The following is a 13,989-nucleotide window of genomic DNA, read 5'->3' on the forward strand; positions in this document are numbered from 1 at the left end:
CGCCCAACTACGGCGCGTGCTGGTGGAGTTGGGTGTCAGGCCCGGCGCTCCCCTCATCGTCCACGCCTCCCTCCGTGGCGCCGGTCTCGGTCCCTCTCTCGTGCGGGACTGTCTGCTCGGCCAGTTGGGGGCCGGTGGCACGCTTGTCGTGCCTGCGTTCACGCCTGAGAACTCCGACACCTCGCTGGCGTACCGGACCGCCACCGAGGGGCTGACCGAGCGGGAGAAGGCCGCCCTGCGGGCTTCGATGCCGCCCTTCGTTCCGGACAGCACGCCGTGTCCGTCCACGGGAGCGCTGGCCGAATGTGTGCGGACCACTCCCGGTGCCGTGCGCAGCACGCATCCGCAGACCTCGTTCGCCGGACTCGGGCCCAGGGCCGCCGAGTTGCTCGGCGCGCACGACCCGCACTGTCATCTCGGCGAGCGCTCGCCGCTGGCCGCGCTGTACGCGGCGGACGCCCAGATCCTGCTGCTGCGCGTCGGGTTCGACGTGTGCAGCGCGTTCCATCTGGCCGAGTACCGAATGACCCCGCCCGCACCCCTGCGTACGTACCGGTGCGTGGTGGGCGAGCGGGGGAACTGGATCTCGTACGAGGATCTCGTCCTGGACGACAGTGACTTCGGCGTGATCGGGAAGCGGCTCCCGCGTGAGCTGGTGGTGGAGCGGGAATGGGCCGGAAAAACGGTCACGCTTTGCGCCATGCGTGACGTCGTGGACCACGCAGTCGATCAGATGGCCGGTTATCGCCCCGGATTGACGTAAAACAAGCAACCCCGGTGAGCCGACCGTCGGGCACATTGTTGGTTCCGGTCAGGTGACCCCGGCGCTGGGGCGCACCGACGGGCAGGGGGGCGTGTGGACAACACCGAACGGGGTCGGGACCGGGTGCCGGACACCCAGCCCTACTTCTTCCTTTCCTACGCCCACACACCACCGTGGGGCACGGGCGGCGGAGACCCCGATCACTGGGTGCACGTCCTGTACCGGGACCTGTGCAACCACATCATGGCGCTCACCGATCTGCCCGCCGGTTCGCAGGCCGGTTTCATGGACCGGGAGATGCACTCCGGCGAGGGCTGGCCGGAGAAGCTCAGCGAGAACCTGGCCAAGTGCCGGGTGTTCGTACCGTTGTTCTCGCCCCGCTACTTCACCAGCGAGATGTGCGGCCGCGAGTGGTTCGCCTTCCACGAGCGGGTCCTGCATGCCAAGGCCGCCGGCGCGGGCTCCGCGTCCGTCATCGTCCCCGCCCTGTGGACCCGCGTGGACTACGACCAACTCCCGGACTCCGTACGGCACATCCACCTCGACCACTCGACCTACGGCGACCGCTACGCCGCCAACGGGATCTACGGTCTGATCAAACTCAACCGGCTGCACGACGAATACGAGGAGACCGTGCTGGGCTTGGCGCAGCGGATCGTGCGGGTCGCCCACGAGTCACCGCTGCCGCCGAGCAGGCCCCGCAACTACGAGAGCACGCCCAGCGCGTTCAAGCCGCGCGGCTCGGGCCCCCGGCACATCCATCTCACCGTGGCCGCGCCGACCCGGGACAGCGTCCCCGAGTACCGCGACATCCGGCCGTACGGCGAGGACGCGCAGGACTGGAACCCGTACCACGGCGAGTCCACCCGTCCGCTGCCGTCGCTCGCCGAGGAACTCATCCGGTCCCTCGACTACCGGATCACGGTGTCCTCCTTCGACGACGAGGACACCGGGGAGTCCCCGACGGTGTCCGGCGGCAACTCCCCGGCCGGCAGCGGCGGTCACGGCGACGACGGTGATGACGGTGAGAAGGACGACAAGGCTGTGGTGCGGCCGGGCATCCTGCTGGTCGACCGCTGGGTGCTGACCGACGAGGAACGGCGGCGGCGGCTCAAGATCTTCGACTCGCACGCGCGGCCGTGGGTGAGTGCGATCGTCCCGTGGAACCGCCTCGACCTGCAGTGTCACAGCTCCGAGGGACGTCAGCTCACCGAGGAACTGGAACGCACCCTCCCCCTGATCCTCGACCGGGGGCGGCGCACCGACTGCCGGATCGCCGTGACCGGTGTGCCCACGCTCAAAGCCTTCACCGACGTACTCCCCGCCGTCGTGGCCCATACGACCCGGCAGTTCCTCAAGCACGCGGAGGCCCATCCGCCGCCGGGCCCGCACGTCCCGAGGCCCCGTCTGATGGGCCCCATCCAGCCGCAGTACCCGGAAGCGGGACCCCACAACGGAGGAGAAGCATGACGGCCGTGCAGAACGGACGCATCATCACCTTCTACTCGTACAAAGGTGGTACCGGGCGCACCATGGCCCTCGCCAACACGGCGTGGATCCTCGCCGCCAACGGCAAGCGGGTCCTGGCCGTCGACTGGGACCTGGAGGCGCCTGGCCTGCACCGCTTCTTCCACCCGTTCCTGGAGCCCAACGCGCTGGTGGCCACCACCGGAGTCATCAACATCATTCATGACTTCGCATGGGCGGCGACCACCGGTCCACAGCGCACCGGCGACTGGCAGGACGACTACGCGAACGTCGAGCAGCACGCCATCTCCCTCACCCCGGAACGGTTCGGGCTGAGCTTCAAGGCCGGCGGCTCGCTCGACTTCCTGTCCGCCGGCCGCCAGGACCGCGCCTACTCGGCGACCGTGTCCTCCCTGGAATGGGACAACTTCTACGACCGGCTGGGCGGCGGCGCCTTCCTCAAGGCGCTGCGCACCAACATGAAGAAGTCGTACGACTACGTCCTCATCGACAGCCGTACCGGACTGTCCGACAACGCGGACATCTGCACCATGCAGATGCCCGACGTCCTGGTCGACTGCTTCACCCTCAGCGACCAGTCCCTGGACGGCGGCGCCGCGGTGGCCCGCAGCGTCGAGGACGGCTCCCTCCCGCACCCGATCCGGGTACTGCCCGTGCCGATGCGGATCGACGAGGGCGAGAAGGACAAGGTCGACGCCGGCCGGTCGCTGGCCCGGCTGCGCTTCCAGGGGCTGCCCAAGGGGCTCAAGGGCGAGAAACTGGGCCCGGACGAGCAGACGGCGTACTGGGGAAGCGTCGAGATCCCCTACCGGCCCTACTACGCCTACGAGGAGACCCTCGCCACCTTCGGCGACGCGAAGGGCGACCCCAAGTCGCTGCTGTCCGCGTTCGAGCGGCTCACCCAGGTCATCACCGACGGCGACGTCACCTCGCTGCCGCCGATTCCCGAGCCGGTGCGGCTGCGCTGCCGCGACGCGTACCTCAGGCGGCGCCCGCTGACCAGCGCGGCCAATGTGGTCGTGGCCTACTCGGCGGAGAACCGGATGTGGGCCGACTGGGTCGAGTCGCTGCTCAAACGGGTCGGCTGCAACGTCGTGACGCACGACATCTCCGGCGGCCCCGTCGAGCGCTCGGACTCGGCCACCCGCACCGTGCTCCTGCTGTCGACCGCCTTCCAGAAGTCCCGGTACGCCGACACCGTCTGGCGCACCCTCACCGACACCGGCATGGAGTCCCCGCCCGGTACGACCGTTCCGCTCCGGGTCGACGAGGTGCGGCTGCCCGAGAGCTACCTCGACCACAACCCCGTGGACCTGCACCGGTTCGACGAGACACAGTGTGCCGCCGCGGTTCTGCGTGCCCTGGGGCTGCCCGGGCAGGCGCCGGAGGCGGGACCACACGCGGCCCGCTTCCCCGGCAACACTCCGGCGTATCTGAGCGCGCCGCAGCGCAACAACACGTTCACCGGGCGGGACGTCATCCTGGAGCGGATCCGCGACCAGCTCGGCGGCGGTGTCTCCGCCGGCCCCTCGCAGCCGCAGGTCCTGTTCGGGCTCGGCGGTGTGGGCAAGACCCAGGTCGCACTGGAGTACGTACACCGCTTCATGGGTGACTACGACCTGGTGTGGTGGACGTCCGCCGAGCACGAGGACGATGTGGTCGCCTCGCTCGCCGAACTCGGCACCCGTATCGGCGCGCCCGGCCGCGACGACATCACCATGGCCAGCAAGGAAGCCCGGCAGATGCTGTCCCGGGGCACGCCGACCAACCGCTGGCTGCTGATCTTCGACAACGCCGACGACCCGGCCGCGCTGACGCCGTACTTCCCGACCGGCGGCAGCGGGCACATCCTCATCACCTCCCGCAACCAGGCCTGGGCGCAACAGGGTTCGGCCCAGCTCGTCGACGTCTTCCTCCGCGAGGAGAGCGTCGAGCACCTCACCCGGCGGGCCAGGGGGCTGACCCCCGAGGCGGCCGACCAGGTGGCGCTGGCGGTGGGCGACCTGCCGCTGGCCGTCGAGCAGGCGGCGGCCTGGCTGGCCGAGACGGCCACGCCCGTCGAGACGTATCTGCGGCAGCTCGCCGAGCAGACCACCGACGTCCTGGACCTCAACCAGCCCGCCGACTACCCGAAGACCGTCGCCGCGACCTGGAACGTGTCCATCTCCCGGCTGAAGGAACGTTCTCCTGCCTCGGTACGCCTGTTGCAGCTGTGCGCGTTCCTGGCTCCGGAGCCGATCTCCTCCGACCTGCTCTACAGCAAGGAGATGATCGACGCCCTCAAGCCGTACGACCCGGCGCTCCAGGAGCCGCTGCTGCTCGGCCGGGTCGTCCAGGAGATCGGGCGGTTCGCGCTCGCCAAGGTCGACCAGGTCAGCAACAGCATCCAGGTCCACCGGCTGGTCCAGGCCGTGATCCGGGCCCAGTTGACCGAGGAGGAGCAGCGCCACGCCCGGCATGTCGTGCACACGGTGCTCGCGGGCGCCCGTCCCGACGGCGACGAGCCGATCGACGACCCCGAGAGCTGGCCCCGGTTCGGCGTCATCTGGCCGCACCTCACCGCCTCCGACGCCCGCAACTGCACCGAGTCCGAGACGCGCCGGCTGCTCATCGACCGGGTCCGCTACTACTGGAAACGCGGTGACTTCCCCAACGCGCAGAAACGCGCCGAGGACCTGCTGGACCACTGGAAGCCGCTGCGCGGCGAGGACGACGTGCAGTATCTGTACCTGCGCTGCCAGCTCGCCAACGTGCTCCGATCGCAAGGGCGTTACATCGAGGCCCGGGACATCGACACCGAACTGCTGGACCGCCAGCGCCAGGTCCTTGGCCCCACGCACCCGCACACGTACGTCACCACGTCCAGCCTCGCCAGCGACCTCGCCGCGCTCGGTGACTACCGGTCCGCGGTGGACCTCGCCCGTGCCGCGCACGACGGGTTCAGCGAGATCTTCCACGAGTCCCACCCCAGGACCCTCAACGCAGCCAACAACCTCGCCCTCGCCCTGCGCATGGTGGGCCGCTACGGCGAGGCCCGCGACCTGGACCAGGAGACGCTCGACCGGCGCCAGCGGGTACTGGGGCCGGAGCATCCCTACACGCTGGCCTCGGCCGAGGGGCTGGGCCGCGACCTGCGCGAGGTCGGCCGGTACGCGGAGTCGGTGGCGGTGCTGTCACAGGCGTACGACACGCACAAGCGGATCCTCGGCAAGGAGTTCCCGGGCACCCTGCGGTGCGCCAAGTCCCTGGCGGTGTCGCTGCGTCGGGCCGGGCAGTTCGAGGACGCCCGGCGGCTGACGACGGCGACGCAGGACCAGTACCGCAGCCAGTACAAGGAGCCGACGCCGGACTCGCTGGCCTGCGATCTGAACATGGCGGCCGACCTGTTCGCGGCCGACGAACGGGAGCGGGCCCGCGAGGTCGCCCGGGAAGCGCTGGCCAGATACATGGAGGTACCGGGCGAGGCCCACCCGTACACCCAGGCCGCGCTGAACAACCTCGGTATCTACCACTGGGGTTGCGGCGACACGGAGAAGGCGGACACGGTGTTCCGGCAGGTGCTGCGGCGCATGGGCGAGGTGTTGGGCGAGCAGCACCCGCACTCCCTGTTCTGCGGGGTCAACTACGCCAACGTACTGGCCGGCCAGGGCCGTCTCGACGAGGCCCGGGAGCTGGAGGAGAACGCTTTGGTCACCCTGCGTCAGATCCTGGGCCCGCATCACCCGGAGACCCTGGCCGTGGTCGCCAACTCCGCCCTGACACTGAGCGAGTTGGGCCACGAGGCGGAGGCGGAGCGGCGGCACGGCGAGGCACTGTCGGAGCTGCGGATGCTGCTCGGCGACGAGAACGGGATCACCCGGTTCGCCCACAGCAGGCGGCGGGTGTACCGGGACCTGGAGCCGCTGGCGGTGTGAGGCGGGGTGCGGGACGCGGGATGCGGTGAGGTACGGCACGGGTGCGCCGGCGACGACTGGTCGCCGGCAGCCGGCCAGGGCCCCCTGGACGAGTAAGTCCGAAGTCCCGTCGGCTTCACCTCCGAAGCCCACTGGCTGCGCTGCGCCCGCAAGCACCTGACCGGGATGTTCCCGTACCTGCCTCAGCGGTCCGGCTACAACAAACGCCTGCGCGCGGCGCACCGTGAAACGCTCCGACCTGGCCGGATGGGCCGGATACGGCTACTGCGCCAGCCACTCGCGGTTCTTCTGGGGGGCTGCGGCTGTACCTGGTGTGCACCCCGACAAGGGCTTCGCCGGCCGGGCCTTCGAACAGCTGCCGGCCGACCACGGCATCACCTTGCTGCGGCCTCCCGCAGGCGCGAGAAGGCCCGCTACGGCGAGCCGATGGTGAAGAAGGTCCGTCAGCTGATCGAGTCGGTCAACGACACCCTCAAAGGCCGGCTCGACCTGGAAGGCCACGGCGGGCGCAGCTGCGCGGGCGTCGCGGTCCGCGTCGCCCAGCGCATTCTGGCCATGGCCGCCGCGATCTGGCTGAACAACCTGACCGGCGCACCGATCACTCGATCGTTGATCGCCTACGACCACTGAGAACCCGTCTTTGCACCCTTGGTCAGGGTGAATCAGCTGAACGGCCAGTCCTCGTTGAGTGCCTGGCCAGCCTTGTCAGCCCGCCCGGGTTGGCCCTGGCGTCACCTTCGCCAGAACAGGTGGTGTGTCACGCCGCTCGGGCTGGGGACGACCTCCAGGTGGAACCGGTCGCGCAGCTCATCGGGGGACTCCCAGAGCCGTAGTCCGGACCCGAGCTTTACCGGCGAGACCGCCACATGCATGGTGTCGACGAGGTCGGCATCGAGGAACTGCCGGATGGTGGTGACCCCGCCGCCGAGTCTGACGTCCTGGCCCTGCGCCGCTTCCCGCGCCCGTTCGAGGACCGTGGCCGGGTCGCCGTCGACGAAGTGGAACGTGGTGTCGGAGAGCGTGAACGACGGACGCGTGTGGTGGGTCATGACGAACACCGGCGTGCGGAACGGGGGCTCCTCCCCCCACCAGCCGCGCCACTCGTAGTCCTGCCAGGGCCCGCGCTGGGGGCCGAACTTGTTGCGGCCCATGATCTCGGCACCGATGTTGCGTGCGAAGTCCCGCGTGAAGTAGTCGTCGAGGCCCCGGCTCCCGCCGGGATCCGTGCGCATGGGCCAGCTCGCCGTGGCTCCGGCCCAGGCGAACAGCCTCTCGGGATGGTCGTGGCCGAACGGCCGCTCAAGACTCTGGTGCTCACCGGCACCGATCCCGTCACTCGAGACGTTGAAGTTCATGACTCTCAGCAGTTGATCCACGGGTTTCCTCGTCAGGTCCTGTCACGTCATCGTGCGGCGAGGCGCCGCACATCATGACGTCGAACGGGACGTGGCCGGATCGACAGCGGCCCGCAACTATTGGCAAAGTTCGACGCCAAGTTCGACAAGCGGGACATCGAGAAGGAGTTGACGCTCCGGCCGTAGCGTCGTCGAGTGCCGGTTTGGCATCGAAGTCTGCCCTTGGGTACCTGGGATTCGAGCGAGTCGGCGAGTAGAACGGGCTGATCCTCCACTTCAAGGGAATGATCATGGCTTTCGCCAAGGAAGAAGGCGACAAACTCGCTGGACGCAGTTCTGTGGCCAAACCGCGCTCAGCGACTTCCGGCAGCCCTGCTGTTCAAAGGATTCTCGGACTGCAGAGCGGTGCGGGGAACGGCGCTGTCGTGCAGTTGCTCCGCCAGGCCGGGCATCCATGGGCCCAGGAGCGGCATCAGCACGGCCCCGCATGCGGGCATCAGGGAGAGGCATCCCCGGTCCAGCGTTCCGCGCGGGACGAAGCTGTCCAGCGGATCCCTGAGAGCGAGGGACACGCCCACGGGCACGAGGCCATGGCGGACTCCAGCCCGGCCGTTCAGAAGGCCTTGCTCGACGCGGCCATGGCGTCACCGAGCCGCTCGCTTCCCGAACCGCTGCTCGCGGAGGCGATGCCGTTCTTCCAGAACCCGAACCTCGCCGCCGCTCAACTCCACGACAACCCGGTGGCCCAGCGCGCCACGGCGGCCCTCGGGGCCCGTGCCATGACGGTCGGCACCCACATCTTCGCGTCCCCGCAGGTCGTCGCGGACAAGGGGGTCATGGGCCACGAGTTGAGCCATGTCAACGAGAACCTCAAGGGAACCCCCGAGACCGGTAACAACAACGGTGCCGGAGTCACGATCACCGACCCCAACCAGGGCTCGGAACAGAAGGCGGAGAGGGACGGGGCTTCCTTCGGTGCCCGTGGGGCGACCGCTCCGTCCGTCGTCACCCAGCGGGCTCTCACGCAGGACGTCGGCTCTGCGGCCGTCAACGAGAACGCGTCGACAGCGGGCGGAGCCGTGCAGCGTATGGAGAGCCCCTCGCGGGGCCGCCGGAGCAGCGGCGAGGGAGACTACGAGGCCGATGCCTCCGCCTCCGACTCTGGCGGATCGGTCCACGGCCGGGACAGCGACGGCTCTCCGGAGCGGCGGGAACTTCTGAGCCGCACGGAACAGGAGCTGGTGGCAGGGGGAGGGCTGGACGACCTCGTAGGACGGACCGAGAGGCTGGGCCTGGGCCCCTCGACGCTCCGCCGGATCCGGGCGATACACAACTCCGATTCCGAGGACCAGGCCCGGCCGGCACAACAAGCGGCTCCCCAAGGCCAGGCCCGGGCGTCGCAATCCTCGGAATCCGACTCCGATTCGTCGGCGGGTTCGGCCGAGGGGCTGCTTTCCCAACTGCCGGAGACCAACCTTCTGAGGCCGTTCCGCGACCTCCTCGTAGCCGAAGTGGGGAAGGGGAGTGGCAAAAAGCTGAAGGTCACGTTCCAGGTGCAGGGGACCAGCCCCAGGGGAGGCAGCGGTCACGCCTGGATCGAGATCACCGGATCAGACGGGGAGCAGACCTCGTTCGGCTTCTACCCGGAAGAAGGCGGGTACGAAAGGCTCAGCAGCGTGCAAGGCGGCGTGCACTGCCCGGACGGGTACAGCGGCCGCGGTCGTGCCACTCACCACGAGTCGAAGAAAGTGGCTCTGGAAGACGTCATCAAGGGTTACCAGATCGCCCATGACAGGGTCCTGGCCAACTACAACTTCACCCTGCACAACTGCTCGACCTTCGCGGGCGACGCGTGGAAGGCCATGACCGGCAAGGCCATCCCCCGGGAATGGTTCACCCGGTACGGCATGCTGAGCCTGGTCGTCGCGACCCCCCAGGGCGCCGCCGAAGGCCTGGAAGCACACCAGACGAGACGGCACCAGGAAAGGACTGGCCGCGGGCGCCGCTTCGCGGAAGGCCCCATGAGAGTTCTGGCACCCGGCGCGGAACAGGAGACCGCTCGGCATGCCGCAGCGATGTACTCCGAGAGCAGTTCGTCCAAGTCCTCCGACGAGGTGGACTGACCGACGCGACAGGCGACGCGGACGGGTCGCGGCGGTGGCCCGGTTCCGTTCCGGCGGAAGGCCACCGAGCCGTCGTCCCGCGACGGGGAGGCGGGTCAGACGTCAGGGCTTACTCGTCTAGGACTGAGTGGTGCCCGAGAGCAGCCAGTTGAGGGCGGTGGGCAGGGCGCGCAGGGACGCGAAGTGGGCCGCCGCCGGTTCCAGGACGGCCGTGGCGCGCGGGATACGGGCCGCGAGCCAGGAGGAGTGCGAGGCGGGCGAGAAGACGTCCAGCCCGCCGTGCCAGAGCAGCACCGGCACATCGATCTGTGCCGGGTCGAATCCCCACGGGCCGGTCAGCGCGAGAGCGTCGTCGATCCAGCCGTACGGTGAAGTGCGCAGTGCCTCGAGGTAGTTGCGCAGGAGCATCGACCGGATGGTGTTGTCGGAGACGATCATCCGGTCGTCGTCGGTGAGTTCCGTGCGCAGTTCTTCGAGGAGCTTCGCCGGATCGCTGCGGATGGCCGCCGACCGCGGGATGAGCCGGGCCGCGAACCGCTCCGGATCGGTGAACGCCGTCCTGAACTCGTTGACGTTGGAGGGGGCCATCCCGGCGAACCAGTCGAGCCCTTCCGCGTCTCTCGGCGCGAGCCCGACCAGTGCGGCGGCCCGGGTCACCCGGTCCGGCAGCAGAGCGGCGCAGGCGAGGGCGTGCGGGGCGCCGCCCGATCGCCCGGCAACGGCGAATCGGTCGATCCCGAGGGCGTCGGCGACCACGGAGACGTCGTTCACCACGTCGCCGATCCGGCGCCCCGCCTTGCGGTCCGAACCGCCGTATCCGGGACGGTCGTAGCTGATGAGGCAGGCGCCGCGCTGATACAGGAACATCGCGCGGGGCCGGGGACCTACCCGGCTGCCGGGTGTGCCGTGCAGGAGGAACACGGGGTGTCCGTTCGGGTCCCCCGAGATCTCGACCCGTAAGCGCCGCCCGTCCGCGGTCCGCACATGGTCCGCCACCACCGCCGCGTCCCCCTCCCCCTGGCCGGCTCACTCGACCGGGACCACGCTGCCCGATCCCTGCCCGGATGCACAGAGGGCGAAACGGGTATGTCCGGCACGGGACGTCCGAGCCCAGGTCGGCCGGCCCCACCTCCTGCCTCCTGACCTCGCCCTTACCCCCACCTGGCACACTGGCCGCACCCGGAGAAGGAGCAACCACATGTCGATGGTCGGCAGCCTGCGCAAAGTGGCCCGCCTGGCTCGGCGTGGGCGGCAACGGGTGGATCTCAGTCACCCCGCCCGGTCACCGCTCGGCTCGACCGTCGTCAACTGCGTGATCTACCGCGAGGGTGTACGCCAGCCCACCGCGCCCACCGTCGAGGAGTCCGTCGCCCGCGTCCGCAAGCACAACCGCGGTTTCGTCTGGCTCGGCCTGCACGAGCCCTCCGAGACGGAGTTCGCCCGCGTAGCCGAACTGTTCGGGCTGCACCCGCTCGCCGTCGAGGACGCGGTCCAGGCCCACCAGCGTCCCAAGGTGGAGCGGTACGGCGATGTCCTGTTCTCCGTGTTCAAGACGGTCTGCTACGTCGAGCACGAGGAGCTCACCGCGACCAGCGAGGTCGTCACCACCGGCGAGATCATGGTCTTCGCGGGCCCCGACTTCGTGGTCACCGTCCGGCACGGCCGGCACGGCTCCCTCGGTCCGCTGCGCGAGGAGCTGGAGTCCGACCCGGCGCAGCTCGGCAGGGGGCCGGCCGCGGTGCTGCACGCCATCGCCGACCATGTCGTCGACGACTACCTGAACGTCACGGACGCCGTCCAGGACGACCTCGACCAGGTCGAGTCGGACGTGTTCTCCCCGCAGAGCCCGCGCACCGCCGACGCCGGCCGTATCTACCAGCTCAAGCGCGAGCTGCTCGAACTGAAGCGGGCGGTGGTCCCCCTCGGCCGCCCCCTCCAGCAGCTGGCCACCGAGCCGATGCCGTCCGTCGAGCCGGCGATACAGGCCTACTTCCGGGACGTGTCCGACCATCTGATGCGCGCCACCGAGCAGATCCACGCCTTCGACGCCCTGCTCGACTCGATCCTCCAGGCCCACCTCGCGCAGGTCACCGTCGGCCAGAACGAGGACATGCGGAAGATCACCGCGTGGGCGGCGATCGTCGCCGTACCGACCATGGTCTGCGGGATCTACGGCATGAACTTCCAGCACATGCCCGAGCTGCACTGGCGCTACGGCTACCCGGTCGTCCTCACCGTCATCGCCGCCGCCTGCTTCTTCGTACACCGCGGTTTCAAACGCAACGGCTGGCTGTGAACACCGCCCAGCGCCCGCCCGTACCTCCTGTCGAGTCGTACGTCCGCCGTACCGCCCGACCAGGAGCAGCTCAGTGTCCCAGCAGCAACCCCGCCGGCCGTCCTCCCGCAGGGGCGTCGCGCTCGCCGCGCTCCTGACGGCCGTCGCCCTCCCCCTGGCCACCGCCTGTACGTCGGACTCCGGCACGGACTCCGGGAAGAAGGCGTCGCCGTCCGTGTCGGAGTCCATGCCCGCCGCCCCCGTGGCGGCCGTGGTCGCGCCGGCCAAGGTCGAGGTGATCGCCAAGCTGACGGGCTGCGAGGTGACGATCCGCACCGACGCGAAGGAACTGCGCGAGGGCGTCTGTCACACCGCCGACGGCGACTACCTGATCACGACGTTCCCCGAGGAGAAGTACAAGCTCATCTGGCTCGACAGCGCGGCCATCTACGGCGGCAAGTACCTGGTCGGCACGAAGTGGGTCATCAGCGCGCCCCCGAAGCTCCAGGAGTCACTGCGCCAGAAGGTCGGCGGCACCTTCGAGGACCTGAACGACCACGACGCCCAGAACTAGGACTTCGTGCCCGCCGACGCCGGTTGCGGCTCGTAGTCGCTGATGACGTACGTCTGCTCGTCGTCGACCGCGTTCTCCTCCGGGTCCAGGGTGATCCGGACGGGGTGCCCGTCGGGCGCGTACTCCGCCTCCGCCGTGTCCGCGCCCTCGTCGTGGGCCCGTTCCAGCTGGTCCAGCAGACCGCCGATGGTGGGTACCTCCTCCGGCGCCCGCCGCACCTCGCCGCGCCCGCTCTCGTCGAGCCCGACCACCTTGGCGACCTTCCCGTCCCGCACCGTCACCCGGAACGTGCCGATGAGGCTGCGCTCCCCCTCGCTCGACGTCAGCGTGTAGGCGTACGCGTCGGGCTCGTCCCAGGACTCCGCGAACGACGAGAACGAGGAGGTGGGGGTGGGCGAGTCCGTCGACGAGCCCTGTCCCGACGCCCCGGCAGCCTTTTCACAGGCGACGACCGTGCACATCAGCCCCCCGACCAGCACGACGGACGACAGCAATCGGACCGAAGCCATGGTGATCCCCCTGAACAAACAAACGAACGAGTCCCGACTATCGCTACGACGCGTATTCGCCGGAAAACGTTCATCGGAGCGCCGAACGCTCTCAGGCCGCGCGGTCCTGCCCGCCCGCTGCCGGGTCCGTCGACACCTCGGCGATCTCCGCGAGAAAGGCGTCCACGAGGTCGTACGCCCGCTGTCGTGACTCCTCGCGCCGGGCGCGGGTCTCCGCGAGCAGTCGCTCCGGGTCCTCACCGTGTGCCCTGGCCTCGGCCCGGCCGCCCGCGTCCAGCCACTGGAGCAGGGTCTCCTCGTCGAGCTCGGGATGGAACTGCACTCCGAGGGCCCGGCCGGCCCGGAAGGCCTGCGGACCGACCGCGCTGCGGGCCAGCTCCACCGCGCCCGGCGGGACCGTGAACCGGTCGAAGTGCCACTGGAACCAGGGACCCGCCGGAATCAGCCCGGGCACGTCCGACTCGACGGCCGTCCAGCCGATCTCGTGCCGGGGCGCCACCTCGACGCTCCCCCCGAGGGCGGTGGCGAGCGCCTGTGCCCCGAAGCAGATGCCGAGCACGGGCAGTTCGGCGGCGTACGCGGTGCGCAGCAGCTCCAGTTCGCCGTCGATCCAGGGCGCGACAGAGGCCCTGTCGTAGACCGACCAGGGCGCGCCGAGCAGCACGACCAGGTCGTAGCCGGCCGGGTCGGGGAAGGTGAACTCCACGCCCGGGCTGTCGTACCGCTCGGCCGGTACGACCATCAACTCGTCGATGTCGTAACCGAGTTGGGCTATCCGGTCGCCAACGGGACCGGACAGCGAGAGATGGTCGTGATGTATGACGAGGGCGCGCACGGGGTTCTCCACTTCTGACGACAGGGCGAGGGCAGGGTCGAGGTCGGGGTCCCACGACACCATGTCGCTCGGCACCGAATTGTACGAACCGGCCCGCCTCGGTCGCGGTCATGGTCGTACGCTCACCGATTGCACGGCAAGGGGCCGGCGGTG

General features: G+C 69.6%; 10 protein-coding genes and 1 pseudogene. 7 read left to right on the top strand and 4 right to left on the bottom strand.

Going from position 1 to position 13,989, the window contains the following annotated elements; genetic code table 11:
- Nucleotides 1–16: 16 nt before the first annotated feature.
- The 4 genes and pseudogenes from OG241_RS17390 to OG241_RS17405 all read left to right on the top strand — a co-directional run.
- Complete coding sequence (locus tag OG241_RS17390; protein ID WP_405816353.1) at nucleotides 17–763, top strand: AAC(3) family N-acetyltransferase; 747 nt, start codon at nucleotides 17–19, stop codon at nucleotides 761–763.
- A gap of 93 nt (nucleotides 764–856) precedes the next feature.
- Nucleotides 857–2,233, top strand: a complete 1,377-nt coding sequence (locus tag OG241_RS17395; protein WP_405816354.1) for a TIR-like protein FxsC — start codon at nucleotides 857–859, stop codon at nucleotides 2,231–2,233.
- The gene (gene fxsT / locus OG241_RS17400) at nucleotides 2,230–6,165 is read left to right on the top strand and encodes an FxSxx-COOH system tetratricopeptide repeat protein (protein ID WP_405816355.1); all 3,936 of its coding nucleotides are present in this window, start codon (nucleotides 2,230–2,232) and stop codon (nucleotides 6,163–6,165) included. The genes OG241_RS17395 and fxsT overlap by 4 nt, the downstream gene beginning before the upstream one ends.
- A gap of 111 nt (nucleotides 6,166–6,276) precedes the next feature.
- Nucleotides 6,277–6,795 (top strand): annotated as a pseudogene (locus tag OG241_RS17405) (IS982 family transposase); the annotation flags it as partial.
- 101 nt (nucleotides 6,796–6,896) lie between these two features.
- Here OG241_RS17405 and OG241_RS17410 read toward each other — a convergent pair.
- Entirely contained in the window at nucleotides 6,897–7,541 is a 645-nt protein-coding gene (locus OG241_RS17410; protein WP_405816356.1) for a dihydrofolate reductase family protein, read from the bottom strand.
- A 404-nt stretch (nucleotides 7,542–7,945) separates the two neighbouring features.
- On the opposite strand from OG241_RS17410, the gene OG241_RS17415 reads away from it, so the two are divergent.
- Entirely contained in the window at nucleotides 7,946–9,643 is a 1,698-nt protein-coding gene (locus OG241_RS17415; protein WP_405816357.1) for a DUF4157 domain-containing protein, read from the top strand.
- 117 nt (nucleotides 9,644–9,760) lie between these two features.
- Here OG241_RS17415 and OG241_RS17420 read toward each other — a convergent pair whose 3' ends face one another.
- The gene (locus OG241_RS17420; protein WP_405816359.1) at nucleotides 9,761–10,639 is read right to left on the bottom strand and encodes an alpha/beta fold hydrolase; all 879 of its coding nucleotides are present in this window, start codon (nucleotides 10,637–10,639) and stop codon (nucleotides 9,761–9,763) included.
- Between the two features lie 202 nt (nucleotides 10,640–10,841).
- On the opposite strand from OG241_RS17420, the gene OG241_RS17425 reads away from it, so the two are divergent.
- Nucleotides 10,842–11,939 (top strand): magnesium and cobalt transport protein CorA, encoded by a 1,098-nt coding sequence (locus tag OG241_RS17425; RefSeq protein WP_405816360.1) that lies wholly within the window; start codon nucleotides 10,842–10,844, stop codon nucleotides 11,937–11,939.
- Between the two features lie 73 nt (nucleotides 11,940–12,012).
- The gene (locus tag OG241_RS17430; protein ID WP_405816361.1) at nucleotides 12,013–12,492 is read left to right on the top strand and encodes a hypothetical protein; all 480 of its coding nucleotides are present in this window, start codon (nucleotides 12,013–12,015) and stop codon (nucleotides 12,490–12,492) included.
- Here the strand turns inward: OG241_RS17430 and OG241_RS17435 are convergent.
- Both OG241_RS17435 and OG241_RS17440 read right to left on the bottom strand, forming a co-directional pair.
- Entirely contained in the window at nucleotides 12,489–13,001 is a 513-nt protein-coding gene (locus tag OG241_RS17435) for a DUF6174 domain-containing protein (protein ID WP_405816362.1), read from the bottom strand. The genes OG241_RS17430 and OG241_RS17435 overlap by 4 nt on opposite strands.
- Before the next feature lie 91 nt (nucleotides 13,002–13,092).
- Complete coding sequence (locus OG241_RS17440) at nucleotides 13,093–13,911, bottom strand: type 1 glutamine amidotransferase (protein WP_405816363.1); 819 nt, start codon at nucleotides 13,909–13,911, stop codon at nucleotides 13,093–13,095.
- Nucleotides 13,912–13,989 lie beyond the last annotated feature (78 nt).

The organism is Streptomyces sp. NBC_01390, assembly GCF_045040105.1.
GTDB lineage: Bacteria > Actinomycetota > Actinomycetes > Streptomycetales > Streptomycetaceae > Streptomyces.